The 25,058-nt window shown below is 72.0% G+C and carries 23 protein-coding genes and 1 riboswitch; of the genes, 12 read left to right on the top strand and 11 right to left on the bottom strand.

Translation table 11 applies throughout. The annotated features are described in order from the left end of the window. The first annotated feature begins 274 nt into the window (after positions 1 to 274). Positions 275 to 730, top strand: coding sequence for a hypothetical protein (locus QE381_RS08430; protein WP_307217221.1), 456 nt, complete (start codon positions 275 to 277; stop codon positions 728 to 730). 720 nt (positions 731 to 1,450) lie between these two features. Here the strand turns inward: QE381_RS08430 and QE381_RS08425 are convergent. The 6 genes from QE381_RS08425 to cofG form a co-directional block, all read right to left on the bottom strand. Next, on the bottom strand, positions 1,451 to 2,545 hold the full coding sequence (locus tag QE381_RS08425; protein ID WP_307217219.1) for a hypothetical protein: 1,095 nt from the start codon (positions 2,543 to 2,545) through the stop codon (positions 1,451 to 1,453). 295 nt (positions 2,546 to 2,840) lie between these two features. Further along, positions 2,841 to 3,185, bottom strand: coding sequence for a hypothetical protein (locus QE381_RS08420; protein ID WP_307217217.1), 345 nt, complete (start codon positions 3,183 to 3,185; stop codon positions 2,841 to 2,843). A gap of 299 nt (positions 3,186 to 3,484) precedes the next feature. Beyond that, the gene (gene cofC, locus QE381_RS08415; protein WP_307217215.1) at positions 3,485 to 4,078 is read right to left on the bottom strand and encodes a 2-phospho-L-lactate guanylyltransferase; all 594 of its coding nucleotides are present in this window, start codon (positions 4,076 to 4,078) and stop codon (positions 3,485 to 3,487) included. Continuing rightward, entirely contained in the window at positions 4,075 to 5,091 is a 1,017-nt protein-coding gene (fgd, locus tag QE381_RS08410; RefSeq protein WP_307217213.1) for a glucose-6-phosphate dehydrogenase (coenzyme-F420), read from the bottom strand. Before fgd ends, cofC begins: the two co-directional genes overlap by 4 nt. Then, the gene (locus QE381_RS08405) at positions 5,088 to 6,569 is read right to left on the bottom strand and encodes an NAD(P)/FAD-dependent oxidoreductase (RefSeq protein ID WP_307217211.1); all 1,482 of its coding nucleotides are present in this window, start codon (positions 6,567 to 6,569) and stop codon (positions 5,088 to 5,090) included. The genes fgd and QE381_RS08405 overlap by 4 nt, the downstream gene beginning before the upstream one ends. A 667-nt stretch (positions 6,570 to 7,236) precedes the next feature. Further along, the gene (cofG, locus tag QE381_RS08400; RefSeq protein WP_307217210.1) at positions 7,237 to 9,072 is read right to left on the bottom strand and encodes a 7,8-didemethyl-8-hydroxy-5-deazariboflavin synthase CofG; all 1,836 of its coding nucleotides are present in this window, start codon (positions 9,070 to 9,072) and stop codon (positions 7,237 to 7,239) included. Between the two features lie 105 nt (positions 9,073 to 9,177). Here cofG and QE381_RS08395 point away from each other — a divergent pair, with 105 nt between their 5' ends. Beyond that, positions 9,178 to 9,612 carry a hypothetical protein gene (locus QE381_RS08395; protein ID WP_307217208.1) on the top strand — a complete coding sequence of 145 codons (435 nt, stop codon included), beginning with the start codon at positions 9,178 to 9,180 and terminating at the stop codon, positions 9,610 to 9,612. Positions 9,613 to 9,675: 63 nt separating this feature from the next. On the opposite strand, the gene QE381_RS08390 is transcribed toward QE381_RS08395, so the two are convergent. Continuing rightward, entirely contained in the window at positions 9,676 to 10,488 is an 813-nt protein-coding gene (locus QE381_RS08390; RefSeq protein ID WP_307217206.1) for an ABC transporter permease, read from the bottom strand. Then, positions 10,485 to 11,747 carry an ABC transporter ATP-binding protein gene (locus QE381_RS08385; protein ID WP_307217204.1) on the bottom strand — a complete coding sequence of 421 codons (1,263 nt, stop codon included), beginning with the start codon at positions 11,745 to 11,747 and terminating at the stop codon, positions 10,485 to 10,487. Before QE381_RS08385 ends, QE381_RS08390 begins: the two co-directional genes overlap by 4 nt. Positions 11,748 to 11,846: 99 nt before the next feature. Here QE381_RS08385 and QE381_RS08380 point away from each other — a divergent pair, with 99 nt between their 5' ends. The 6 genes from QE381_RS08380 (at position 11,847) to QE381_RS08355 (ending at position 17,016) form a co-directional block, all read left to right on the top strand. Continuing rightward, positions 11,847 to 12,917 carry an enoyl-CoA hydratase/isomerase family protein gene (locus QE381_RS08380; RefSeq protein ID WP_307217202.1) on the top strand — a complete coding sequence of 357 codons (1,071 nt, stop codon included), beginning with the start codon at positions 11,847 to 11,849 and terminating at the stop codon, positions 12,915 to 12,917. Further along, the gene (locus tag QE381_RS08375) at positions 12,914 to 13,729 is read left to right on the top strand and encodes an LssY C-terminal domain-containing protein (RefSeq protein ID WP_307217200.1); all 816 of its coding nucleotides are present in this window, start codon (positions 12,914 to 12,916) and stop codon (positions 13,727 to 13,729) included. Before QE381_RS08380 ends, QE381_RS08375 begins: the two co-directional genes overlap by 4 nt. Beyond that, complete coding sequence (locus QE381_RS08370) at positions 13,726 to 14,241, top strand: hypothetical protein (RefSeq protein WP_307217198.1); 516 nt, start codon at positions 13,726 to 13,728, stop codon at positions 14,239 to 14,241. Before QE381_RS08375 ends, QE381_RS08370 begins: the two co-directional genes overlap by 4 nt. Before the next feature lie 61 nt (positions 14,242 to 14,302). Next, positions 14,303 to 15,223 (top strand): J domain-containing protein, encoded by a 921-nt coding sequence (locus QE381_RS08365; RefSeq protein WP_307217196.1) that lies wholly within the window; start codon positions 14,303 to 14,305, stop codon positions 15,221 to 15,223. Between the two features lie 61 nt (positions 15,224 to 15,284). After that, positions 15,285 to 16,613 carry an SLC13 family permease gene (locus tag QE381_RS08360; protein WP_307217194.1) on the top strand — a complete coding sequence of 443 codons (1,329 nt, stop codon included), beginning with the start codon at positions 15,285 to 15,287 and terminating at the stop codon, positions 16,611 to 16,613. Between the two features lie 25 nt (positions 16,614 to 16,638). Continuing rightward, on the top strand, positions 16,639 to 17,016 hold the full coding sequence (locus QE381_RS08355) for a PPOX class F420-dependent oxidoreductase (RefSeq protein WP_307217192.1): 378 nt from the start codon (positions 16,639 to 16,641) through the stop codon (positions 17,014 to 17,016). A gap of 22 nt (positions 17,017 to 17,038) precedes the next feature. Here the strand turns inward: QE381_RS08355 and QE381_RS08350 are convergent, their stop codons facing one another. Together QE381_RS08350 and QE381_RS08345 are read right to left on the bottom strand one after the other, a co-directional pair. Beyond that, positions 17,039 to 17,788 carry an SDR family NAD(P)-dependent oxidoreductase gene (locus QE381_RS08350; protein ID WP_307217190.1) on the bottom strand — a complete coding sequence of 250 codons (750 nt, stop codon included), beginning with the start codon at positions 17,786 to 17,788 and terminating at the stop codon, positions 17,039 to 17,041. 68 nt (positions 17,789 to 17,856) lie between these two features. Next, the gene (locus tag QE381_RS08345; protein ID WP_307217187.1) at positions 17,857 to 18,774 is read right to left on the bottom strand and encodes an alpha/beta hydrolase; all 918 of its coding nucleotides are present in this window, start codon (positions 18,772 to 18,774) and stop codon (positions 17,857 to 17,859) included. Positions 18,775 to 18,992: 218 nt separating this feature from the next. Between QE381_RS08345 and QE381_RS08340 the strand changes: the two genes are divergently transcribed. Continuing rightward, positions 18,993 to 20,213 (top strand): CdaR family transcriptional regulator, encoded by a 1,221-nt coding sequence (locus QE381_RS08340; protein WP_307217185.1) that lies wholly within the window; start codon positions 18,993 to 18,995, stop codon positions 20,211 to 20,213. Positions 20,214 to 20,253: 40 nt separating this feature from the next. Here the strand turns inward: QE381_RS08340 and QE381_RS08335 are convergent, their stop codons facing one another. After that, a complete protein-coding gene (locus QE381_RS08335; protein ID WP_307217183.1) occupies positions 20,254 to 21,834 on the bottom strand; it encodes a D-alanyl-D-alanine carboxypeptidase family protein in 1,581 nt (526 codons plus the stop codon). A gap of 36 nt (positions 21,835 to 21,870) precedes the next feature. After that, positions 21,871 to 21,981: riboswitch (TPP riboswitch) on the top strand. Between QE381_RS08335 and QE381_RS08330 the strand changes: the two genes are divergently transcribed. The 3 genes from QE381_RS08330 to QE381_RS08320 all read left to right on the top strand — a co-directional run bounded on the left by QE381_RS08330 (position 21,974) and on the right by QE381_RS08320 (position 25,051). Beyond that, complete coding sequence (locus QE381_RS08330; protein WP_307217181.1) at positions 21,974 to 22,606, top strand: ECF transporter S component; 633 nt, start codon at positions 21,974 to 21,976, stop codon at positions 22,604 to 22,606. (Overlaps the previous riboswitch by 8 nt.) Then, positions 22,603 to 24,066, top strand: coding sequence for an ABC transporter ATP-binding protein (locus QE381_RS08325; protein ID WP_307217179.1), 1,464 nt, complete (start codon positions 22,603 to 22,605; stop codon positions 24,064 to 24,066). Before QE381_RS08330 ends, QE381_RS08325 begins: the two co-directional genes overlap by 4 nt. Before the next feature lie 199 nt (positions 24,067 to 24,265). Continuing rightward, complete coding sequence (locus tag QE381_RS08320) at positions 24,266 to 25,051, top strand: energy-coupling factor transporter transmembrane protein EcfT (RefSeq protein ID WP_307217177.1); 786 nt, start codon at positions 24,266 to 24,268, stop codon at positions 25,049 to 25,051. Positions 25,052 to 25,058: the final 7 nt, after the last annotated feature.

Genomic DNA, 25,058 nt, shown 5'->3' with positions numbered 1-25,058 from the left:
CGGACATCACAAAGCAGTTGCCGTGAAGGGGATGACGATGCCGACCGAAGCCGACCACCAACTGCGCAAGCGTGCTCGTCGACCGTCACTCACGCGTGCTGCGACAAGTTCGTGCGGCCCGCTGCTTGTCGCAGGTAAAGGTGGAGCGAGCGACGACAACGAACCTGGGACGGCTGACGCCGAGTCAGGTGATCCGTACTTGTTGTCATGGCGACAACGGACATGGTCTACGGCCGAAGCCACATGCAGTTGTACTACGTGATTCAGAGGTGGCATGAGTCCTTTCGGTGAGGAGTTGGCAGGTCTGGGCACTCAGGGCAATGAGCGCCAACCGTCAGCCGTTTGGCTCTTCAAGAGTGCGAGTACCTGGTTCTGGGTGGTCGCGGTTGTCGGTCTCGTTCTTATCGCCATCGCGTGGTTCTGGTACGGACTCGCGTTTTCCGAGGAGATGACCGAGCGGTGCAAGGCCGTCGTCGCAGGTTCTTCGCAGGCTCGCGCCGGTGCGCTTCTCGGAGGCTTTCCTCTCGTCGTCACGTACGTCACGGTTGGGGTGCCGCTGATCGCGATCGGTGCAAGCCAACGAAGCCGACGTGGTGCGGGCATATGCCTCGCGTTGGCCGTTCTGCTGGTGGCGACGGTTTTCGCGATCGTGGTCAACGAGATCGTGTGGGGCGGTCAGCTTTTCGTCATGTCCGCTGAGCATGCTGTCTGCGGCATCGAAGGACTGTGAGTCGGCCTGTCCTCGGGGACTTATCGCCTGTAACGGCGAATGGTTGATGACCGGCTCGTGCGCGAGCACCATGTGCTATGAGGTGCCGGCCGCGCGGGAGTTGGCGGAACGCAGCTCGGCCGGGGATCGCTCGCCGGTCGGCCGAACCAGGCGGTCTTCGATCGGCTCGGGATCGTTTCATCGTGGTCGGCGCCGTGTATCTGCTGTTCTGAGGGCGCGACTCAGGAGCCCGGCGTCGCGGCATCCATCCGCAACTGCGCGGATCGTGGGCGACACGCCGGGTGGGGCCGTGTGGCGTGGCGTGTCGGGCGGAATGCCCGCAGGTGGGCAGGGCGGAGGGACTGGGGAGGGCGGAGCCCGGCCGCGACGTCGAGCATGAGTGGGACAGCCCCGAGATCAAGGTGCCAGGCGAACAAGTCGGGGTCGAACGCAGACTCCCACGGCGCCCCGCGGCGGCGACGAGGGTAGAGCCGGTGTGCCCTCGTCATCCGGCACTACGGAACGCGGATGCCGGGCAAGGCCGAACGCGAACTCAGCCGACATGAGGGTGGGAGCATCGCCGAGCTGCGCCGCCATCGGTCCGATGCCCGCTAACAACCGCTGCCGCGATCGCCGCGTTGAGCCCTGCGCCGGAGCCCTTCGGCGATATCATTGGGCTTGCCCGGGGAAATGTCATATCCCTATTCGGCTCCTCAAGTCGCTGTTGGCGCGACCCGTGGCTCACGGATAGTAAGACAACCCCCAACTGCTGGAGCCGCCTAGGGCTGCTGCAATCGGAGCGAAAAGTGCAACCGAACTACACTGTCGTCCCCCGGAAGAGCCAGGTTCGCCGGTGCACGTGGATGTGCCGTTGATGATTCCGCTAATCACTCCCGATGCCTTGAGCAAGCCATTCACCATTTGGTAAACGGGGCCGCCACTATCGCCGTTTCCGGCAGCAGGAACATCGGACTGCTGGCTTGTCCAAGTGAGGCTTGAATAACAGTTTGAGCCCGGATAGCAGACCGTTACGTTCTGATATAGAACATCGTTGCTGCAGACGTTTCCAGACTGGGAACCGGAGTAGCACACTTCCGTTCCGACAGCCGGGTAGTTGCCGCCTCTGACAAGTTGCGATGTGTTTGGATCATTGTGGTCGCCGGTTAAGAGTATCGGGTAGAGTTTGGACACGTTTCCACCTGTCCATAGAGCAGTGTCCGAGACAGGCCAGACGCTAGCTAGTGAACCCTGGTAGGTTCCCAATGAACTTGTTGATGTCTGATTCGTAGAAAAGTACCAAGAATTCGTTGGCTTCCCGCTGCCGCAATGATCGGCCGATAGCATTCCGACCGTTGAATCTGTCAAATTCCCAATCCGAAAGGCCGTGCTGCACTTCGTGTAGTAGCCATCTGTGATACCGCTACTGTCGACCGCGCCGCCCACCCAGATGGTAGAAATCGGCGAGATGTTGCGCTGAGCCGACGCCACATCGGAGGCAGCTTCGACGATGAGGGGCACGGGGGTACCGAGTGCTTTTCGTAGGGCTTCGCTAGAAGGTAGCACCATGCCGTCAGATTGTTGTACGCCGATGGTGACGTAGGCTCCGTCGTTCTCGGGCACAACAGTGACGACCTGCGTCCCATCGGAGAGCTTTCCGCCGGTCGCAACCACGATCGACGTGAGTTTTTCTATTTCCTCCTGTGATGTCTTTGCGGGAACGAGGTGTACTCGCTCGTCCGGAAAGTGTTTCGTGATTAAAGGTTCCCAGTATTCGAAAGATTCCGCGCTGTATATCGACAAGCTTTCGGAATCTTCATTCCAAATGTATGAATTCACCTTGGATCCTGCTTCAGTGAACTCTAGATTCCAGATTCCATCGCAATCGGTTCCGCGCGGTCCAGCCCCTCGGGGATCGGAGCGTTGAAGGGGATAAGTCCGACATGCTCGGGATTGACTTCTGAGGTTGTCGGCGCTGCGTAGCTGGCGTTTCCCAGTGCGATGGATAGGGTCGCGCTCGCAATCGCGACTAGCAAAAATGAGCGACGTGTAGTCATGATTCCCCCTAATCTTTGATTACGCTCACAACGCAACGGGGGTCTTTTGGTATGTCAAGATTCATAGCGATGATCTCTCAGCCGAGCTCGAAACCCGGACTGTAAGAGATGGCGACGTATGTGACGAGAGGCGCCGCACCGAGAACAGCGACTCCGCTGATGATGATGCCGCGAAGGCGCGGGGCGAACATGCCGACGGTGACCGTTCCTGCCAGGAGGACAGCGACCGCGCAGGAAGCGATCACGCCGCTTCCTGCGCGAAACTGCGGATAGCAGGCGGTCGAATCGGCGGCGCACACGAGTACCCCGTACGGCACCGCGAGAGACCAGATGAGGGCGATGGTGACGGCGCCGAAGACCGTCGCCGTTGTCAGAAGCCGCCATGACGGTCGAGCACGTTCGAGCGGAGAGGCCTGCACCATGTGTGTGACGCTACAGGCAGCAGGGTGTTCTGGCGGGCACCGGGTCTACGGCCGTGACCGCGCGGCCAGCCTTCGGGCCGGCCGGTTCTCGCCCGAGCCGATCGGGCGTGTGGGGCGTCGCGGCATCCATCCGCAACTGCGGGGATCGTGGGCGACACGCCGGGGTGGAGCCGTGTGGCGCGGCGTGTCGGGCACAATCCCCGCAGGTGGGTAGGGCGGAGGGACTGGGGGGAGGGCGGAGGGACTGGGGGGAGGGCGGAGGGGCGGAGCGCGCCGCGAGCCCGGGCGCGGGAGCGGGTTCAGGCCCCGGCGGTCCACGCCGCGCGGGTGAGGGGCCCGGCACGGTCGAGCACGGCGCGCAGCTGCGCCAGCGTGTCGACGTCGCGTCGCAGGCCGGATGCCGCATCCACCGCCAGCGGGACGCACCCGAGCGCCAGGTGCCGGGCGAACGAGTCGGGGCCGAACGCCGACTCCCACGGCACCCCTGCGGCGGTGACGAGGGTCGAGCCGGTGCCCTCGGCATCCGGCACCACGGAGCGCGGATGCCGGGCGGCGAGGCCGAGCGCGAGGTCGAGCTCGGCCGGCACGAGGGCGGGAACATCGCCGAGCAGTGCCGCCACCGGCCCCGCACCCGCCACAGCAACCCCCGCCGCGATCGCGGCGTTGAGCCCCGCGCCCGGGTCGGGGGCCACGGTCACCCGCGCGTCATCCGCGACGGCCGCCGCGGTCGCCGCATCCGAGGTGACCACGACCACGCGGACGACGGATGCCGCACCCACCGCGGCGGTCACGGTGTCGAGACCGATGGCACGCACGAGCTCGACCGACGCCCCGGTGAGCCGGGACTTGCCGCGCGCCGCCGGCTTCAGCGGGACGACGACGGTCCAGCTCACGCGCCGAAGCGGGCGCGCAGTCGCGGCAGGATCTCGGCGCCGTACATCCGGAGGAACTCGGCCTGGTCGGCGCCGGGGTCGTGGAACACCAGGTGCCGGAATCCGAGCTCGACGTAGCGGGCGATCTTCTCGACGTGCTCGTCCGGGTCGGTCGAGACGATGAACCGCGACGCCGCCCGCTCGATCGGCAGCTCGGCGGCGCGCCGCTGCATCTCGATCGGGTCGTGCACGCCCATCTTCTCCTCGGGCGAGAGGGCGAGGGGCGCCCAGAATCGCGTCTTCTCCAGCGCCGTGGCGTGGTCGGGGTGGTACGAGACCTTGACCTCCATGAGCGTGTCGACCTCGTCCGCCGCGCGCCCCGCCTTCTCGATGCCCTCGGCCAGGGCGGGCAGCAGCGTGTCGGTGTAGAGCTTCGGGTCCTTGCCGCTGGTCGTGATGAACCCGCCGGCGATGCGGCCCGCGAGACGGGTCGCCGCCGGTCCCGCGGCGCCGATGTAGATCGGCACCGGCGTCGTCGGCCGGTCGTACACCGTCGCATCCGTCACGTGCCAGAAGTTGCCCTCGAACGTGACGCGCTCGCCCTCCCACAGCTTCTCGATGAGCGTGATCGACTCCTTGAGCCGCTGGAAGCGCTCGGGAGCGTCGGGCCAGTCGAGACCGAGCGTGACCTCGTTGAGGGCCTCACCGGTGCCGACGCCGAGCACGATGCGCCCCGGGTAGAGCACGCCGAGCGTCGCGAAGGCCTGGGCCACGACGGCCGGGTGGTAGCGGAAGGTGGGCGTCAGCACGCTCGTGCCGAGGACGACCCGGGAGGTGCGCGCGCCGACGGCGCCGAGCCACGGGATCGCCGCCGGGGCGTGTCCGCCCTCGTGCATCCACGGCTGGAAGTGGTCGGAGATGAAGACGGAGTCGAAGCCCATCTCCTCCGCGAGCACCGCGTAGTCTGCCAGCTCGTCGGGCGGGAACTGCTCGGCCGAAGCCTTGTATCCCAGGCGCAGGGGGAGGGTTGTCATGGTTCTCCTCTCGTCCGCGACGGATCGCGGGGTCGGTTGCTGCCGGTGTCGAACTCGTCGCCACGACTGCCGCGGAGCATCGCGCGGAAGGCGTCCACCGTGCCGGGCCACAGCAGCGTGAGCCGTCCGGACCGCTCGTCGGTGTACCAGTTCTCGCATCCGCCGGCGATCCAGGGCGTGGATGCGGCGGCCTCGTCGATCCGCGCGGTGTAGGTCTTCTCGGCGTCCGGGCGAACGCGCAGCACACCACCGCGCTCGTCGCGCAGCGCGAGGGCGCGCACGACGTACTCGGCCTGCGCCTCGGCCATCAGCACGGACGAGTTGTGCCCGAGGGAGGCGTTGGGCCCGTTCAGCACGAAGAGGTTCGGGAAGCCGGCGACCACGGTCGACGCGTACGAGGTCATCCCACCCGACCAGTGCTCGGCCAGCGTGCCGTGCTCGCCGCGCACGAGGTCGGCGTAGGGCTGCTGCGACGACGCGAAACCGGTCGCGAGCACGAGGACGTCCGCGCGGTAGCGGGCACCGGATGCGGCGACCAGCTCGCCCGCCTCGACGGCGGACAGGGCGGACGGCTCGAACGTCACGGCACCGGACGAGAGCGCCGGGTAGAAGTCGTCCGAGAGCAGCACGCGCTTGCACCCGAACGCGTAGTCGGGCGTCAGTGCCCGGCGCAGGTCCGGGTCGGCGACCTGCGCGGCCAGGTGCGCGCGGGCGACGGCCTCCGCCGCCGCGGCGGCCTCGGCATCCCCCGACCGGGAGGCGTAGCGTTCCTCGCCCTCGAGGTAGAGCTGGTCGCGGAGCGCGGCGAGCTCGTCGGGGCGTGTCGCGAAAAGGTGGCGTTCGGCATCCGTGTACCGTCGCCCTTCACGGGGCACGATCCATGCCGGCGTGCGCTGGAACAGCGTGACGCGCGCGCCGCGACGGACGAGCTCGGGCACGAGCTGCACGGCCGAGGCGCCGGTGCCGACGACCGCGACGCGGGTGCCCGCGAGAGGGGTCGAATGGTCCCACCGGGCCGTGTGGAACATCGGACCGGCGAACGTCTCGAGCCCCCGGATGGCGGGGATGCGCGGCTCGGTGAGCCGGCCGCAGGCGAGCACGAGGCTGCGCGCCCAGGTGACTCCGGGATCGGGCCCGCCCGTCTCGAGCCGCCACGCCGCCCCGGCCCACGTGGCCCCGAGCAGCGGTGTGCGCAGCCGCAGCTGGGGGGCGAGGCCTGCCGCGGCGCGGCGCAGGTAGTCCTGGATCTCGGCGCCCTCGGCGTAGACGCCCGACCATCCGGGGTTCGGCCGCCGCGCGAAGCCGTAGAGGTGACTCGGCACATCGCACGCGACCCCCGGGTAGGTGTTGTCGCGCCAGGTGCCCCCGACATCCGCCCCCCGTTCGAGCACGGCGATGTCGGACCGCCCCGCCTCGCGCAGCGCCATCCCCATGCCGAGCCCGGCGAAGCCGGCGCCCACGATCGCGGTGTCGAGCATCAGGCGGTCGGCTTCCGGCCGGCGTCGCCGTAGTCGGTCGCGCGCTGCCGGAGCGGACGGAACAGCGGACGCACGAGGCGGGCGGCGGCGTCCAGGGTCAGCTCGTGACCGTGCTCGATGCCGGTCTCGGGACGCACGCGCCCGTCGAGCAGCGTGCCGCCGAGGTCGTCGCCGCCGGCCTGCAGCAGCGCCGCCGTCGTCGCGGTGTCGTGGCGCGTCCACGGGATCTGGATGTGGCGGATGCTGCCCGCCAGCAGCAGCCGCGACACGGCCACCATGGCGCGGTGCTCGTCGAGCGGGGAGCGGTCCGCGACGAGCGGCACGCCGCCCTGCGGCCCCGGCAGCGGGATCGGCACGAACTCCGTGAACCCGCCGGGGGACTCCCGCTGGGCATGTCCCACTTTCGACCGGTCTGAGGGGCTCTGAGCGGTCGAAAGTGGGACATCCAAAAGGGGGACGTCCAGAGGGGGAGTGGCGGAGAGGCTCTGGATGTCGCGGAGCCGGCGCAGATGCACGATGCGCTCGTGCGCGGTCTCCACGTGACCGTAGAACAGCACGCTCGTCGAGGAGAAGCCCGCCCGGTGCGCCGCCGTGATGCCCTCGACCCAGCGGTCGATGTCGAGGTCGCCGGGGGCGACGATGCCGCGCACCCGCTCCGACAGCACCTTCACGCCCGTGCCCGGCACGGTGTCGACGCCCGCCGCTCGCATCGCCGCGAGCGCGCCGTCGAGCCCGAGGCCGGTGCGATCGGCGAGGTCGTGGACGTCCTGCGGCCGCAGCGCGTGCAGGTGGATGCCGGGAGCCGCGGCGCGGATCGCCCGGATGACCTCGAGGTAGCCGCCGGCGTCCTCGGTGGGCGGCAGCATCCCCTGTACGCAGATCTCGGTGGCGCCGAGCTCCGCCGCGTCGACCGCGCGATGGCCGCCGCGTCCGCGAGGTCGAACTCGTCGGGCGCCGTCGCCCCTGCCGCGCGGAATCCGGAGGTCGTCAGGTTGCGGTTGACCACGATGCTGACGGCCTCGCCGACCGTGTAGCGGCGCAGGTCGTCGGCCGTGCGGACGAGCTCCTCCAGCCCGTCGCCGGTCGCCTCGAGGAGCTCGACCCATTCGTGGTCGTCGAGGCCCGCGGGGTCGGCCGCCGCCCGCTCGGCGAGCCGCCGCACTCCGCCCGTCGCGACGGCGATTCCACCCTCGATCGCCGACTCCGCACGAGAATCGCGCGAATCGGATGCGGAGTCGGCAGCGGAGTGCCGACTCGGCGACGAGGACGGGGAGGCCGCGGGGGCGGGGCGGGCCAGGTGGGACGCGGGGTCGACGAGGGCGGCGACGGCGTCGTGCAGGGCCGGATCGACCCAGCGATCCAGGTCGGCGAGGTACTCCGGATGCGCCGTCAGCCGCTCGCGCAGCTCGAACCCGGCGGCGGCGGTCCGGGCCGCGAGCTCGTCCACGTGCGGCCACGGCCGCTCGGGGTTGACGTGGTCGGCCGTCAGCGGCGACACCCCGCCCCAGTCGTCGATGCCCGCCCCGACCAGAAGCTCGAGCTCGCCCGCATCCGACAGGTTCGGCGGGACCTGCACCCGCATGCGCGGACCGAGCACGAGCCGGGCGGCGGCGACCACCGTCGCGTACTCGAGGAGGTCGGCATCCGGCACGTCCTGCATCGCCGTCCGCGGTTTCGCGCGGAAGTTCTGCACGATGACCTCTTGCACGTGCCCGTGCCGCTCCTGCGCGTCGCGCAGGGCGAGGAGCGACTCGGCGCGGTCTGCGGGTGTCTCACCGATCCCCACCAGGATGCCGGTCGTGAACGGGATGCGGGCGGCACCGGCGTCCTCGATCACCCGCAGCCGCACGGCCGGATCCTTGTCGGGGGAGCCGTAGTGCGGCTGGCCCGGCTCCTCGAACAGGCGCCGCGACGTCGTCTCGAGCATCATCCCCATGGACGGCGCCGCAGGACGCAGGGTGCGCAGCTCGGCGTCCGACATGACGCCGGGATTGAGGTGCGCGAGCATCCCCGTCTCGGCCGTGATGAGCCGTGCGATGTGCCCGACGTAGTCGAGCGTCGAGGCGAAGCCGTGCTCGTCGAGCCAGGCGCGCGCATCCGGCCACCGTTCCTCCGGGCGGTCGCCGAGGGTCAGCAGCGCCTCCTTGCAGCCGAGCGCCTGCCCCTGACGCACGACCTGCAGCACCTGCTCCGGCGACATGAAGACGGGCTTGCGCAGACGCTGCAGCTGGCCCGGCGTGTCGACGAAGATGCAGTAGTGGCAGCGGTCGCGGCAGAGCGTCGTCAGCGGCACGAAGACCTTGCGCGAGTAGGTGATGACCCCCGGTCGCCCGGCGGCCGCCAGGCCCTCGTCGCGCAGTGCGGCGGCCGCGGCGAACACCCGCTCGCGGTCGTCGCCGGACGCCGTCACCAGCGCGAGGGCGTCCTCGAAGGACAGCCGTTCGCCCGCGGATGCGCGTGTCAGGACATCACGGACGGACACGGATGCGGAAGTGACGGGCACCAGACAAGTCTTCCACCGTCATGTGTCGCGCGGGTCACGACGATCGTTGCCGCTCTGTGAGCAAAACCTCGGCCACGGCGCGCGCGACGCTGGCAGACTTGTCGCATGGTGACCCTGATGCTCGATTCCGCGCATCTCGAGGTCGTGCTCTCCCCCGCCGAGCGTGCGCTCGCCGTCCGGCGGCGAAGCGTGGTCCTCGACCGGCCGGCGATCACCCGCGTGCAGCTGACCGATGACCCGTGGACCTGGCTCCGCGGCGTCCGCGCCCCCGGCACCTACCTGCCGGCGACGCTCGCTATCGGCACCTGGCGCTACGCCGCGGGCAAGGACTTCGCCGTCATCCGCCGCAAGCGTCCGGGCGTCGTGATCGACCTCGAACCCGACAGCGAGTTCCAGCGCGTCATCCTCTCCACCCGTCACGGCCTCGCGCTCGTGCAGGCGCTGCGACTGGACACGGTCACGGCGCAGACGGATGTCGCCGAGCTCGCCGCGAAGCCGCGGACCCCGCGCCCGGCGAAGCCGAAGCCTGCGACCGCCTGAGCCGCGGCATCCGCCCGCGCCGGCACATCCGTCCGCGCCGCGGGACCCCGCGCAGGATGCCGATCAGGCGACGTCGCGGCGCCAGCTGGTGACGTAGCCGATGAGCAGCAGCACGACGGCGTAGCCGAGGAGCACGAGGCCGCCGCCCCACCAGGCGAGGGTGTCCGCCGTCCCGGAGCCCATGTTCAGGGCGCTCGCGCCGACCAGCGCGTCGCCGGCGGCGCCCGGCAGGAACCGGCCGATGCCCGAGAGCGACTCCACGAAGGCCGCACCGACGCGCAGCAGCGGCTCGACGAACTGCGTGAACGCGAGCACGATCACGATCGCCGCGACCTGATTGCGCACGACGAGCCCCGTGCCGATGCCCACGAGCACCCACAGCACGAAAGCGATGAGGATGCGGCCGAGCATCGCCCAGGTGTCGCCGGTGCCGAGACCCGTCTCCAGGCCGAAGCCGGCGAACACGGCCGCGCCCGGCGCAGCCGTCACGACCACCGCGATCACGCCGTAGAGCAGGCCCAGGACCGCGCCCGCCAGCAGCTTGCCGCCCAGGACCGCGCCGCGCCGCGGGATCGCGAGGAACGTCGGCGTCAGGGTCTTGTGACGGAACTCTCCGGTCACGAGGAGAGTGCCGATCAGCAGCGGGAAGACGTAGCCGATCGAGTTCGCCAGGCTGTAGATGAGGCTCCCGGAGGCGGGGCCCTCGCCCGTCGTGGTCGTACCGGGGAGCGCGCCCGTCGCGCTCGCGGCGATCGCGAAGGCGAGCCCGGTCGCGATCATGCCGACGTACAGCGCCAGCACCAGGGCCAGGATCCACCAGATCGCGGTCGTGAACTGCTTCGTCAGCTCGGACGAGGTCGCGCGCAGCAGCGTCATCGCTCGCCTCCTTCCGGGCGGTGGGGATCATCGGAGACCGGTTCGCCGCTGTCCGCCGCCGGCTCGGTGCCGACGGGGGTGTCGGGCGCTGCGGGCGGCGTCCACGCACCCGGCGGCGCCTGGTCGGTCGCGGAGGTCTCGACATCCGGGGACTCCTCGACCGGGGCCGCCGCCAGATCGGCGGCGTCCTCCACGAGCGGCGCGTCCGGGTCCGGCGCGGACGCCGGGCCCTCGGCATCCGGCGCACCGTCCGGCTCCGGCAGGGCGCCGCCCGCTCCGGCCACCACCGCGGCGACGTACACCTCGTCGGCGGCGGGCGCGCCGGCCTCGAGCGCGCGGGGCCCGCTGTCGGCCCGCACCGCGGTGCGCACGCCGTTCACGAGGTCGAGGAAGACCTCTTCCAGCTCGGGGCCGCGCCGGGCCAGCAGCGAGAGCGGGACGTCGGTGGCTGCGACGACCGCGCCCACCTCGGCCGGCTCGACGCCGCGGACCGTCAGCCCCGCCCGCAGCACCTCGACCTGCCAGCCGGCCTGACGCAGCACCTCGACGAGCGCTCCGCGCTCGGGGGAGTCGACGACCGTGGCGAACTCGCTCGGGTCGGTGAGCTCGTCGAGCGCGCCCTGGAAGACGAGGTTGCCGCGCGACATGATCAGCAGCCGGTCGGCCGTCTGCTGGACCTCGCCCAGCAGGTGCGAGGAGACCAGCACGGTGCGTCCCTCGCGCGCGAACAGCCGCAGCAGCGTCCGCATCCAGGTGATGCCCTCGGGGTCGAGGCCGTTGGTCGGCTCGTCGAGGACGAGCACGCCCGGGTCGCCGAGCAGCGCGGTCGCGAGCCCGAGGCGCTGCCGCATGCCGAGGGAGTACCCGCCGACCTTGCGGCCCGCGACGTCGGCGAGCCCGACGAGCCCGAGCACCTCGTCGACCCGGGCGGGTGCGAGGCCGGCGGCGCGGGCATAGACCTTCAGGTGGTTCGCGGCGCTGCGACCGGGGTGGAAGCTCGACGCCTCGAGGGCGGCTCCCACGGTCCGCAGGGGGTCCGCCAGATCGGCGTAGGCGCGTCCGCCGATGCGGGCGCGTCCCGACGTGGGGGAGACGAGTCCCAGCAGCATGCGCAGCGAGGTCGTCTTTCCGGCGCCGTTGGGGCCGAGGAAGCCCGTCACCGCACCCGGCTGGATCGTCGCCGAAAGGTGGGACACGGCGGCGACGTTGCCGAACCTCTTCGTGACGTCTGTGAACTCGAGCACTTGGCCGTCGGGCATAGAGAAAACCTCTCGTCGTTGACCGATTCCTCCCATCCTGCCGGAATCCTGCGCGCCGGGCGAGTCGGCCGCGCGCCCCGCCCGCGATAACGTGGGCGCGTGAGGCAGGGGCAGAGCGCATCCGTCGACGGCGTCGGAGTGCGGGTGGAGCGGTCCGTGGGACGCCTGACGCTCGACCGTCCCCGCGCGCTCAACGCGCTCGACATCGCCATGGTCGCCCGTCTGCGTGCCGCCCTCGACGCCTGGCGGGACGACCCCGACATCGCCGTCGTCGTGCTCGACGGCGCGGGGGAGCGCGGCCTGTGCGCGGGCGGCGACGTGCGCGCACTGCACGACCAGGTGGCCGCGGGCCGGGCCGCCGAGGCCTCGAGCTTCTTCCGCGACGAGTACGCGCTCGACGCGCTGATCGCCGAGTATCCCAAGCCGGTCGTCGCCTTCGCGGATGGCATCACGATGGGCGGCGGCGTCGGGCTCGCGTGCCATGCCGCCGTGCGCATCGTGACCGAGCGCTCGAGGCTCGCGATGCCCGAGACCCGCATCGGCTTCACCCCCGACGTCGGCGGCAGCCTGCTGCTCGCCCGCGCGCCCGGGCGGCTGGGCGAGTACCTGGCGCTCACGGGCGAGACCATGGATGCGGCGGACGCGATCTACGCCGGCTTCGCCGACCATCTGGTCCCCGCCGACCGGCTCCCCGATCTCGCCGAGGCGCTCGCCTCGCGGGCCGATCCCGCCAATCCGACCGAGATCGCGCTGCTGTTCGACGAGACGCCCGAGCCGGCACGCCTCGCTGCGGCCCGCGTGTGGATCGACGAGGCGTTCGCCGCCGCATCCGTGCCCGAGATCCTGGAGCGCCTGGACGTGCGCGCCGAGCCGGAGGCCGCCGCCGCGGCGGCGGCGATGCGCGCCCTCTCGCCCACGGCGCTCACGGTCGCCCTCGCCGCGGTGCGCCGTGCGCGCGAGCTGCCGGGGCTCCGCGCCGCGCTCGCGCAGGAGTACGGACTCGTGCTCTGGTTCGCCCACACCCAGCCCGACCTGGTCGAGGGGATCCGCGCGCAGGTCGTCGACAAGGACCGTTCGCCCCGCTGGCACCCGCCGTCCCTCGCCGAGGTGCCGGAGGACGTCGTCGCGCAGGCGTTCGGCTTCGTCCCCCCGGTGCCGCTGTGGACGTGACGGACCGCCCCCGCCGGGCCTACTCCGTCGGCGTCGCGCTGGACTGGTTCTTCTTCGTGTTCGCGGGCCTGGCCGCGGTCTGGCTGGCCTACCTCAGCTTCACCGAGACGTTCCGAGTGGGCTGGTGGGGCATCCCGCTCGCGGTCGTGTTCTGGGCGCTGCTGGCCTATCTCGTGCTGCCGCGGCTGCACCGCATCCTCACGACGATCTACGTTCCCGACTACTTCATCGGTCGCACCCGTACGAGCGACGGACTGCTGGGCGATCCCGTCAACCTCGCGCTCATGGGTGAAGCGGACCAGATCGAGCGCGCGCTCGTCGAGGCCGGCTGGACCCGCGCCGACCCGGTCACCCTGCGCTCGTCATGGCGCATCGTCGCCTCGACCCTCACCCGCCGCAGCTACGACGAGGCGCCGGTCAGCCCGCTCTTCCTCTTCGGCCGGATGCAGGACTTCGCCTATCAGCAGGAGGTCGACGGCAACCCGGCCCAGCGTCACCACGTGCGCTTCTGGCGCTGCCCCGACGGCTGGCTGCTGCCGGGCGGCCGCCGCGTCGACTGGCTCGCGGCGGGAACCTTCGACACGGCGGTCGGCCTCTCGCTGTTCACCCTGCAGATCACGCACCGGATCGATGCGGACACCGACATCGAGCGCGATCACATCGTGCGCACGCTCACGCAGGCCGATCCTCGGATCGCCGTGGACGTGATCCGCGACTTCTCGAGCGGCTACCACGCCCGAAACGGCGGCGGCGACAGCATCCGCACCGACGGCGACCTGCCGATCGTGGACGTACGGCGGGTGACCGCATGAGCACGCGCGTGCGCAAGCGCGCCGCCTTCGAGTCGCCCGCCCGGCTCGCCCGCCCGCTCGCGTACGACCCGGCCATGGCGCGGCCCGCGACGACCGTCGCGGGAGCCGTCCTGGTGCTCCTGCGCGTCGCCGCCGGCGTCGCGTCAATGATCGGGCTCACGACCATCTGGCCCGAGCTGGCGCGCGGCCTCGACATCGCGCTGGACGGCGTCACGTTCACTCCGGATGTCGTGCTCCTCGGGATCGGAGCCGTGTGGGGGATCGCGGGCTCCGTGCTCCTGCTCGAGGTGGCGCTGGCGATCCTCGTGCTCCGGGGACACAACTGGCCGCGCGTGCTCATCATGCTCTCCGCGGTGGGGTCGATCTCGGGGACCTTCGTGTCGTGGTGGGTGCGGGGGCAGGAGATCCGTCTCCACACGACCCTCGTCACGCTCGCCCTCGACATCCTGATCCTGCTCGCGCTGTCGAGCCGCAGCGCCGCGGCCTACGCACGTCGCAACGAGCGCCGGTGACCCACAGCGCCCGCAAAGCCCGCGGCCGCTAGCCTGGACGCCGAGGGACCGAGGAGGACGCGTGTTCGACAGCCCGTTGTCGGCATCCGCCTACGAGGTGCTCGGGGTGGACGCCACGGCGACCGAGGACGAGCTGCGGCGCGCTTTCCGGCAGCGGCTTCGCGACACGCACCCCGACACCGGGGGAGACGCGGCGGCATTCGTGCGCGTGCAGCGGGCCTGGGAGCTCGTCGGCACCGCCCACGCTCGTGCGGTCTACGACCGGGGTCACGGCTTCGCCGCCGCCGGGCCGGATGCCGGGGGCTGGCGTCCCGCGTCGGCACGGCCCGACACGCGCCCCCGGGCCCGCAGCGCCGGTCAGCCGGGCGGGTGGCGGCGCGAGCGCTACCTGACGCTCGTGCGGGAGTGGGCCGGGCGCGGGGTCGCGCTCGAGGACCCCTACGACCCGGCCCTGCTGCGCTCCGCGCCCCGCCACCTGCGGCGACTGCTCGCCGATGCGCTCGCCGAGGAGGCGACCGCCCGGATCGTGGCGGACCTGGGCATGGGGTACACCGTCTGGCACGACGTCGCGGCCTCGCGCGACGGGGATCCCGAGGCGAAGCTCGATCACATCGTGCTCGGCCCGAGCGGTCTGTACGGTCTGCTGTCGGAGGACTTCGGCGGGCCCGTCGGCTTCCGCCGCGGCGAGATCACCGGGCCGCAGGTGCCCGATGCGCCCGTGACCCGGCTGCTCAGCGGCGTCCGTCACGTCGCCCGCGCCGCGCGGGTGCGGTTCGGCGGGGCGATCGTCGTGCTCCCGGACGACGACGTGCCGCAGCAGATCACCGAGCTCGGGAGCATCCGGGGCGTCCCGGTCGCGGTCGTGGGGCGGTCCGCCCTGTCGACCGTGCTGCGCCGCGGCGTCCGCGGCGCCCGCGACATCGGCGGCAACGAGGTGTTCGACATCCGCACCCGTCTCGACCAGACCGTGCGTTTCGTCTGAGCCGCGCTGCCGCCCCCGCAGCTCCCGGGCGCGCGGCGGAGGCGGCGGGTAGCGTGGGCTCGTGGACCCTGTGACCTGGACGTTCGTCATCCTGGGCGCAGCGATCGTCGCCTTCCTGTCGGGCAAGGTGCCGCTCGAGGTCGTCGCGGTCGGCGTCTCCCTGGCCCTGTGGGCCACCGGGGTGCTGACGCTGCCGCAGGCCCTGGCAGGCTTCGGGGACCCGACCGTCCTGTTCATCGCCAGCCTGTTCGTCGTGGCCGCGGCCCTCGACGCGACGGGGCTCACGGCGCGCGCCGGGCGCCTCGTCGTCGCCAGGGCGGGCCGCAGCCGGGTCGGGGTCGTGCTCTCGATCGCGCTCCTGGTCGCCGTTCTCACGGCCTTCATCAGCATCAACGGGGCCGTCGCCGCCCTCGTGCCGGTCGTCGCAGTCATCGCCCGCCGCGCCGGGATCGCCGCGGGCCAGCTCATGATGCCCCTCGCGTTCCTCGCCTCTGCCGCATCCCTGCTCACGCTCACCGGCACCCCCGTCAACGTCGTCGTCTCCGAGCTCGCGGCCGAGAGCGGGGCGCGACCCTTCGGCTACCTCGAGTTCGCGCTCGTCGGCGGACCGCTCCTGGTGGTCACCGCGGCCGTCGTCCTCCTCGCCGGCCCCCGACTCCTCCCGCGGCACGCCGCTGCGCGCACCACGCTCGGCGAGCGCGCGACCGAGACGCTCTCACTCCTCCCGGACGCGGTGCTCACGGGCGAGAACCGCATCCTGGCGCGCAAGCGCGGCTTCGGCGTGCCGCGGCTGCGCCTGGGGCGCGGCTCGCGGCGCACGCTCGTGATCACGGGCGTCATGGTCGTGCTGCTCGCGACCGGCCTCGTGCCCGCCGCGGTCGCCGGCCTGCTGGCCGCGGGCGCCCTGATCCTCACGCGCGTGCTCGGCGTGACTCAGGTCTACCGTTCCATCTCGTGGACCACGGTCGTGCTGATCGCCGGCATGATCCCGCTCTCGCAGGCGTTCCTCACGACGGGGGCGGCCGAGATGGTCGCGGATGCGGTCGTCTCGCTCGTCGGGCAGGCTCCGCCCCAGCTCGCGCTGCTCGTCCTCGCGATCGTGGTCGTCGTGCTCGGCCAGTTCATCTCCAACGTGGCGACCGTGCTCATCGTCGCGCCCGTCGCGACCTCGATCGCGGCGACCCTCGGGCTCAGCCCGCTGCCCTTCCTCATGTCGCTCACGGTCGTGGGCGCGGCGTCGTTCCTCACCCCGGTCGCGACTCCGGCCAACCTCATGGTCATGGACCCGGGCGGCTACCGGTTCGGCGACTACTGGCGCCTCGGGCTGCCGCTGACCCTCGTCTTCGTGCTCTTCGCGGTGCTCTACGTGCCGCTCGTGTGGCGGTTCTGAGCCGACCTGCTGGCAAGCTGGCAGGGTGATCACCGACGACGCGCTCGCATTCCTCGCCGAGCGCCACCTGGCCACCCTCTCGACGCTGGGGCGGGGCGGCCGCATCCACGCCGTGCCCGTGGGCATGACCTACGAGGACGGCATCGTCCGGGTCATCGGCAGCCGCGGGACGCAGAAGTTCGTCAACGCCGAGCGCTCCGGCCGCGCCAGCGTCAGCACGGTCGACGGCCGCCGGTGGCTGAGCTTCGAAGGCCCCGCGCGCGTGAACCAGGACCCGGATGCCGTCGCCCACGCGGTCGAGCTGTACGCCGCACGTTACCGTCAGCCTCCGCCGAACCCCGCACGGGTCGTGCTCGAGATCACGGTCGAGCGGGTCCTCGGCTCACCCCGGTTCCGCGGCTGAGCAGTCTCCGCCGCGGGCGCGCTCATGCAGCGCCCAGGCCGCCGTCGACGGGGAGGATCACCCCGGTGATGTAGCTCGCCGCAGGAGAGGACAGCCAGACGGCCGCATCCGCGACCTCCCGCGGCTGGGCCATCCGCCGCAGCGGGGTGGTCGCGGCCACCGCGTCCAGCGCGGCCCGCGGCGCGTTCGCGATCAAGGGCGTGTCCACGAACGCTGGGGCGATCGCGTTGACCCGGATCGCGTCCGCCGCATGCTCGAGCGCTGCGGCACGGGTCAGGCCCACGACGGCGTGCTTCGCCGCGATGTAGTGCGCCTCGCCCGGGACGGCTCCGAGGCCCGCCTTCGACGCGGCGTTGACGATGGCGCCGCCGCCGTGCTCGCGCATCCACAGGATCTGCTGCCGCATGGAGTAGAGGATCCCCTTGACGTTGATGGCGAACATCCGGTCCCACTGGGCCTCCGTGACATCCAGCAGCGTCGCCGGCTCGCCGATGCCGGCCGAGTTGAACGCCGCATCGAGCTGTCCGAAGGCGTCGACCGTGGCGCGCACCATGTCGCGGACGGACTCCTCGGAGGCCACGTCGACGCGGACCGCGGCGGCCTTGCCGCCGATGGCCACCGCCTCGTCGGCGACCGTGCGGGCGCTGTCGAGGTTGAGATCGGCGACGACGACGCGGGCGCCGGCGCGCACGAAGGCGAGGACCGCCTCCCGGCCGATCCCGCTGCCGCCGCCGGTGACGAGCGCGACTCGGCCTTCCAGTCCAGATTCCATGGGTGCTCCTTCTGCGAGGTGATCGACCGTCGGGCCGGTCGTTCGGGGGTCCGTTCTCGAGCGGGTGCTCAGCGCGGTGCGGCCGTGCCGATCGGCACGTGGCGTTCGATGAACTCGATCTGGCCCGCGATCACCGACTCGAACAGGTCGCCGACATAGATGCCGAAGTGGCCGGAGTCGAATCGCTTGATCTCGCCCCGCGGCGCGCGGCGGGCCAGCTCCTCCGTCGCCGCGGCGGGGGTCACGGTGTCCCGTTCGCACAGCGAGATCAGCAGCGGCGCCGTCACGTCGGCCGCTCGGAGACCGGGGCGGTAGTTCCGTACCTGGAGCATGACGCGAGCGGGGATCTCGGGGATCTCGAAGGGCACCCCCGCGGCTTCGTAGATCGCGCGGAACCCTTCGAAGGAGCCCGGAGCCGTCATGATCGCCACGTCGCCGGGGTTCCCGACCACGGGCACGCGCACCGGCCGACGCCCGAACAGCTTGGCCGCACGGTCTCTCAGCGCGAGCCGCGCCAGGCCCTGCGCGGTCTTCTTCGGGGTCGCGCGCCCGGTGGCCTCTCCGTCCGAGAAGGGGCACTGCGCGAGCACCGCGGCGATGCGGTGGTCGTCCGCCGCCGTCGTCATCACGTGTCCGCCTCCGAAGGATGTGCCCCACAGGATCACGCGCTCGGGGTCGACGCCTTCGAGGGTCCGGGCGAACGCCACGGCGCTGCGCCAGTCCTCCAGCTGTTCCGGGATGTCGACGAAGTCTCGCGGTTCGCCCGTGCTCGCACCGAAGTGGCGGTAGTCGAACGTCATGGCGACATAGCCGCGCTGCGCGAACCTCTCCGCGTAGACGTCCAGTCGAAGGCTCTTCACCCCCGACAGCCCGTGCGCGAGCACGATGATCGGGAGCGGTCCGCCGTCCTCGGCAGCGGCGGGACGGAAGATCGACGCGTCGCACTCGCCGTCCCCCGACCTGAACCGCGCTGCTGTCCAAGGCATCGATGCACCCGTCATGTGACTCTCCCATCACCGTTCTTCTTTGATCCGATCGCGGAGCCGGGCCCGTGAGCACCGGTGCTGTCATGCTCGCTCAGCGGCATGGCTCACACAATGTCGGATTGCACATTATCGATGGGTTGAAATGTGATAATCGCACTGTCTGAACAGTGTTCGGTCGTGAGAGTCGTGAGAGTCGTGAGAGTCGTGAGAGGAGTGCCATGTCCAGCGGCAGCGTGCGGGGCGCGACCGACGAGTTGCTGCGCAACACCGCCAAGGTGTTCCTCACCGACCCGACCGTCATACGGCCCATCCGGGAGGCGGTCGCCGACGCCACCGACCGCCGCTTCGGATCGGACCCCGCCATCTCGGAGGCGATCGGGGAGGCGGCCTGGGCCAACACGCAGCATTGGGCGCGCTCGATGTACGACGACCCGCAGCGCGACGTCGAGCCCCACCTCACGAGCCAGGTCGTCGGCATCGCCCGCGACGGATATCGGTGGGGCGAGGAGGCCACGTTGCGCGCCTCGTACCGCGCGGGCGAGCGGGCGACGTGGTCGCTCTGGATGACGATCGCCTTCTCGCTGTGCGACGACCCGGACGTCCTGCTCCCCGCGCTCGAGAGGGCCTCGCGATCACTGTCGCTCTGGATCGAGGCCACGGTCAGCGCCCTCATCGAGGTCCTCGAGCAGGAGCGCGCGACGCTGTCGGCGGATCAGCAGGTGCGCCGGCTCGAGCTGGTCAACCTCATCCTGGGCGGCGCCCCGGCGCCGCCGGCCGGCATGGACCGAAGGCTCGGCTACCCGCTGCGGGCGGCGCACCTCGGCGTCATCGTCTGGGCTCCCGCCCAGGTCGCCGATCGCGAGGCCCTCGTGCGCGCCGCCGACCGGCTCGGCCGCGTCGCGGAGTCCCGGAACCAGCTGCTCGTCCAGGCCAGCGCGTCGTCGCTGTGGCTGTGGCTGACCCCCGGCGTCCCGGTGCCGCCCGAGGCGATCGAGACGGCCCTGGCTCCCTACCGCGACGTCAGGCTGGCGATCGGGTCCCTGGACGAGGGCGTGGACGGCTTCCGGCGCACGCACGACCGTGCGCTCGAGACCCAGCGGCTGATGCAGACGCACAACGCCCACCCGATCGGCTTCTACGACGACGTCGCGGCCGTCCTCGTCATGGCCCGGGACGACGCCCGGCTGCGCGAGTTCATCCATGCCGTGCTCGGCCCGCTCGCCCTGGCGCCGCAGGAGCTGCGCGACACGCTGCGCACGTTCATCCACCAGCGCTACAACGCATCGCGGACCGCGGAGCTGCTGTTCACCCACCGCAACACGGTCCTCCAGCGCGTTCGCCGCGCCCAGAGCCGCCTTCCGGTCTCACTGGAGCGCCACGGCACCAACGTCGGCCTCGCCCTGGACGCGATGCACTGGCTGAACCTTCCGCAGCCGTAGGCGCAGCCCGCGCCGGCGGGGACGCGGCGGACGACTCGGCTCAGCCGGCGAGACCGAACAGCTGCAGCGGGTGGGTCAGCCGCCACCATGGGCTCGGGCCCTCGACATCCCCCGCGAGCACGAGGTCGGTCGTGGCGCTGTTCACCGGTCCCGTCGTGGTGAGCACGCCCACCTTCTCACCGGCGTCGCGTGCGTCGCCGAGCGAGAACGTGGTCGTCGCGGTCGCGGACGCGCCGTTCCAGAGCACGACGCTCGCGTCGGATGCCGTCACGACACCGACGGGGGAGCCCCACAGCGTGTCGACCTGGCCCACGGTCGTTCCCTCGGCCACGGCGGGCACCGGCTGCAGCTCCTTCTCGACCTGGGCGAACAGTGCCCGCGTGGCGGCATCCCGGGTCTCGTGGTCGGGCTGGCCGAGAACGCTCGCGAGGATCGTCACGGTCGTGCCCTCGACCGTGACCTGCTTGGCCGAGAGCAGGTTGTAGAGGTCGAGGGTGCCGGTCTTGATGCCGATGACGCCCGGGTCCGCCAGCAGCGCGTTCGTGTTGACGACGTGGCCGGCGCCGGGCAGGTCGACCGCGGGGGTGCGCACGATCTCGGCGATCACGGGGTTGGCCAGCGCCCGGCGGGCGAGGTCCAACAGCGCCGCGGGCGTCGCCGTGTTGCCCTCCTCGATGCCGGTGGGCTCCACGACCGTGATGCCGTCGATCCCGTGCTGGCGCAGCCACGCGTTGGCCGCGTCGGCGTACACCGCGTCGCTCGGCCAGATCCTGCCGGCCAGCCGGTCGGCGTAGTTGCCCGCCGAGCCGATCAGCATCCCCTGCAGCAGCTGATACTCGGTGAGGCTGCCGCCGACGGGGACGTCGAGCGAGGACTCGTCCTGCCCGAGGCGATCCCAGTACTCGACGCGGTCGCTGTAGGTGAACGAGTAGGAGGGGCCCTGCTCTCCGAGCGCGAGCGGCATCTTGTCGAGCACCACGAGCGCCGTCACGATCTTCGTGATGCTCGCCATGGCGCTGGCGGTTCCGGTCGAGGCCAGCGGCGACCCGACGCCGTCGACCGCGACCGAGGCGCTCCCCTCCGCGGGCCACGCGGGAGCCGCGGCCGCCGCGGCGGCCGGCTGGGGCGAGATCGGCGTGAGGGTCGGCGCGACCGCGTACAGCGGCCACAGCAGCACGGTCGCGCAGTACGCCACGACGAGTCCCAGGATGAACGCCGCCGGCACGACGACCGCCGGCCGCCACGGCGAGCGCCGGGGCGCGCGAGCGAGCAGGTCGGCGGCCACGGGCACGTAGCCGGTGCCGGCCTCGAGCTGCAGTCGGGGCGCCGAGCGTTCGGCCACGCCGCCCTCGTCGACCCAGCCGAGCGCCGCGGGCGCCGCGGCGGCGATCATGTGCTCGGAGGCCACGACGACGGTCGCGGACGAGGCCTGCCCGGCCTCGGAGGCGACGAGGACCGGAGGAGCCGTCACCGGCTCCTCGGGCGCATCCGCGCGGGCGGCGGCGGCCACGAGCAGCGGGACGGTCGCGGGGTCGACGACCGAGGTCTCGACCGTGGGGCTCTCGGAGGAGCCGCGGGCACGCAACGACCGTCGCGTGGTCGGCGGGCCTTCGGGGGTCACTCGCCTACGGTATCGCGGCGGGGGTCTATACTCGGCATCTACCACCACGGGAGTCCGGTGTTCCGGGCTGAGAGGAAGCGAATCCACGCTTCGACCGTCGAACCTGATCCGGATCATGCCGGCGCAGGAAGGAGCATCAATGCACACGTCTACGTCTACGTCCACGTCCGCATCCGTGCGGTCCGTCCACCTCCGCTGGCGGGTGGTCGACATCGTCGTCGCGAGCGTCATCGGGGTCGCCGCCGGCGTCATCTTCTGGATCTGGGGTCAGGCCTGGACGCCGCTCAGCACCGCGCTCGCCTTCCTCCCGGGGCTCGAGGGGCTGCTCTCCGGGGGCTGGCTGTTCGCCGGCGTCCTCGGCGGGCTCGTGATCCGCAAGCCCGGCGCGGCGCTGTACACCGAGATCGTCGCGGCGGTCGTCTCGATGGCCGTCGGCACCCAGTGGGGGTTCCTCACCTTCGTGTGGGGCGTCATCGAGGGGCTCGGCGCCGAGATCGGCTTCGCGCTCTTCCTCTACGGCAACTTCCGGCTCCTGGGCGCTCTCAGCTCGGGCGCGGTCGCGGGGCTGTCGGTGGCGCTGCTGGACACGAACTTCTCGTCGATCGCCGCATACGACCTCGGGGCGCGGGTCATCTACTTCGTCTCGGCCGTGGTCTCCGGCATCCTGATCGCCGGCCTCGTGTCGTGGCTCATCGTGAAGGCGCTCGCCGCGACCGGGGCGCTCGATCGGTTCGCCGCCGGCCGCGAGGCGCGCGCCGCCGACACGGCGTGACCGCAGCCGGGGCGCGCGTCGTCGCCCGCGGCTGGGGCTGGCGGCACGCCGGCCGACGCCGCTGGGCGACGACCGGGATCGACCTCGACATCGCCCCGGGCGAACGCGTTCTGCTGCTCGGCGCGAGCGGCGCCGGCAAGTCGACCCTGCTGCGGGGCCTGGCGGGCGTGCTCGGCGACGCCGAGGACGGCGAGGCCGCGGGAGAGCTGCGCATCGACGGCGAGGAGCCGGCGCGTGCGCGGGGCCGCGCGGGGCTCGTGCTGCAGGACCCCGACGCGCAGGTCGTGCTCGCGCGCGTGGGGGACGACATCGCCTTCGGCTGCGAGAACCTCGGCGTCGCGCGCGAGGAGATCTGGCGGCGGGTGGATGCGGCGCGGGATGCGGTCGGTCTCGCCGTGGGGCGCGACCACCCGGCGGAGGCGCTCTCGGGCGGGCAGAAGCAGCGGCTCGCGCTCGCCGGTGCGCTCGCGATGAGACCGGGGCTCCTGCTGCTGGACGAGCCGACGGCCAACCTGGACCCCCCGGGCGCCGCGGAGGTCCGCGACGCGGTCGTGCGCGCCGTCTCGGAGGCGGGGGCGACGCTCGTCGTCGTCGAGCATCGCGTGGCGCTGTGGGCCGAGCACGTCGACCGCGTCGTCGTGCTCGCCGCCGGCGGAGGGCTCCTCGCGGACGGCGCGCCCGCGGAGGTGTTCGCGGTCCACGGTGTGACGCTCGCCGAGGCCGGCGTGTGGGTGCCGGGTCGACGGGTCGGGATCGATGCGCGCCCCCGGCTCGGCGAGGCGCCCGAGGTGCTGGGCGCGGCCGGGCTCGCGGTGGGGCGGCGCGGGTTCGGCGAGCGGATGCCGCGGGTTGCGACATCCGGGGTCTCGGTCGTGCTGCGCGCCGGACGTGCGCTGGCGATCACCGGGGCCAACGGCGCCGGCAAGTCGACCCTCGCCGAGACGCTCGCGGGACTGCGGGAGCCGCTGGCCGGCGAGGTCACGGCATCCGCCGCGTTGCGCGGGGGCGTGCGGGGGGCGCCGCACCGCTGGCGGTCGCGCGACCTCCTGACGCGGGTGGGCATGGTCTTCCAGACGCCGGAGCACCAGCTGCTCACCGCCCGCGTCCGCGACGAGCTCGCGGTCGGCCCGCGCGCGCTCGGGCTCGGCGAGGCCGAGATCTCCGCGCGGATCGAGCCGCTGCTGGAGCGGCTGCGGCTCGGTCACCTCGCGGACGCGAACCCCTTCACCCTGTCCGGCGGTGAGAAGCGGCGGCTGACGGTGGCGGCGGCGATCGCGACCGAGCCGCGCGTGCTGCTGCTGGACGAGCCGACGTACGGGCAGGACGCGCGCACCTGGCAGGAGCTCGCCGACCTCATGGATGCGCTGCGCTCGGCGGGGACCGCCGTCGGCTTCGTCTCGCACGATCCCGACCTGGTGGCGCTGCTGGCCGATGACGAGCTGACCCTGGGATCGGCCTGATGTCCGCGCTCCCTCTCCCTCCCGCTGTCCCGCCGCGCCTCGCCTCCGCGCCCCTCGCCCCTCATGCATGTCCCACTTCCGACCGCAGCATGTCCCACTTCCGACCGCAGCGCACTCCGCTCAGCGGTCGAAAGTGGGACATGCTCGGCGGGGCGGGCGGTGCAGGCGGTGCACGCAGGGCGGGCGAGGGGGGATGCCGATGAGCCTGTTCACGATGGATGTCGCCCGCAGCCCGCTCGCGCGCGTCAACCCGGTCGCGAAGCTCGCGGCGACGCTCGCCGTCTCGGTGACGCTGCTGCTCTCGATCGACCCGGTCTCCGCCGGTGTCGCGCTGGCGGCGACCCTCGTGCTGCTGCCCTTCGCGCGGCTGCCCGCGCGGGCGGTGTGGCTCCGCCTCTGGCCGATCGTCGTCGCGGCGCTCATCGCCGGCGCCGGCACCGTGCTCTACGGGCGCGCCTCCGGGGAGGTCTTCTTCCACTGGGGACTCGTGCGCGTGAGCGAGGGCTCGCTGGATCTGGCGATCGCGATCGTGCTGCGCGTGCTGGCGATCGCGGTGCCCTCCGTTCTGCTGTTCGCCACGACCGACCCCACCGATCTCGCCGACGGGCTCGCCCAGGTGCTGCGCCTGCCCGCCCGTTTCGTCCTCGGCGCGCTCGCCGGGCTTCGCCTGGTCGGCCTCCTCGTCGCCGACTGGCGCGAGCTCGGGATGGCGCGGCGTGCCCGCGGCGTCGCCGACCGCGGCCGCATCCGTCGTTTCCTCGGCCAGGCGTTCGCGCTGCTCGTGCTCGCGATCCGGCGGGGCACGAAGCTGGCGACCGCGATGGAGGCACGGGGTTTCGGCGCGCGCGGAGCCCGCAGCTGGGCGCGGCCGTCCCGCCTCGGGTGGCGCGACGCGGTGCTGGTCGCGATCGCGATCGCGGTGGCGGCCGCATCCGTCGTCGCAGCCGTGATCGCGGGCACCTGGACCCTGGTCTTCGCCCTGTAGCCCGCGG

The organism is Microbacterium sp. SORGH_AS_0888, from assembly GCF_030818905.1.
Taxonomy (GTDB): domain Bacteria; phylum Actinomycetota; class Actinomycetes; order Actinomycetales; family Microbacteriaceae; genus Microbacterium.
The sequence above is the reverse complement of the archived record's forward strand: the minus strand, read 5'-3'. Positions and strand labels throughout refer to the sequence as shown.

What these genes read in the sequence shown, in the direction of transcription:
- QE381_RS08430 (WP_307217221.1), top strand. Translation starts at nt 275, where the DNA reads ATGAGTCCTTTCGGTGAGGAGTTGGCAGGTCTGGGCACTCAGGGCAAT.
- QE381_RS08345 (WP_307217187.1), bottom strand. Translation starts at nt 18,774, where the DNA reads ATGCCTTGGACAGCAGCGCGGTTCAGGTCGGGGGACGGCGAGTGCGAC.
- QE381_RS08420 (WP_307217217.1), bottom strand. Translation starts at nt 3,185, where the DNA reads ATGGTGCAGGCCTCTCCGCTCGAACGTGCTCGACCGTCATGGCGGCTT.
- QE381_RS08350 (WP_307217190.1), bottom strand. Translation starts at nt 17,788, where the DNA reads ATGGAATCTGGACTGGAAGGCCGAGTCGCGCTCGTCACCGGCGGCGGC.
- QE381_RS08330 (WP_307217181.1), top strand. Translation starts at nt 21,974, where the DNA reads ATGCACACGTCTACGTCTACGTCCACGTCCGCATCCGTGCGGTCCGTC.
- QE381_RS08405 (WP_307217211.1), bottom strand. Translation starts at nt 6,569, where the DNA reads ATGCTCGACACCGCGATCGTGGGCGCCGGCTTCGCCGGGCTCGGCATG.
- QE381_RS08390 (WP_307217206.1), bottom strand. Translation starts at nt 10,488, where the DNA reads ATGACGCTGCTGCGCGCGACCTCGTCCGAGCTGACGAAGCAGTTCACG.
- QE381_RS08340 (WP_307217185.1), top strand. Translation starts at nt 18,993, where the DNA reads ATGTCCAGCGGCAGCGTGCGGGGCGCGACCGACGAGTTGCTGCGCAAC.
- QE381_RS08395 (WP_307217208.1), top strand. Translation starts at nt 9,178, where the DNA reads ATGGTGACCCTGATGCTCGATTCCGCGCATCTCGAGGTCGTGCTCTCC.
- QE381_RS08370 (WP_307217198.1), top strand. Translation starts at nt 13,726, where the DNA reads ATGAGCACGCGCGTGCGCAAGCGCGCCGCCTTCGAGTCGCCCGCCCGG.
- fgd (WP_307217213.1), bottom strand. Translation starts at nt 5,091, where the DNA reads ATGACAACCCTCCCCCTGCGCCTGGGATACAAGGCTTCGGCCGAGCAG.
- QE381_RS08385 (WP_307217204.1), bottom strand. Translation starts at nt 11,747, where the DNA reads ATGCCCGACGGCCAAGTGCTCGAGTTCACAGACGTCACGAAGAGGTTC.
- QE381_RS08320 (WP_307217177.1), top strand. Translation starts at nt 24,266, where the DNA reads ATGAGCCTGTTCACGATGGATGTCGCCCGCAGCCCGCTCGCGCGCGTC.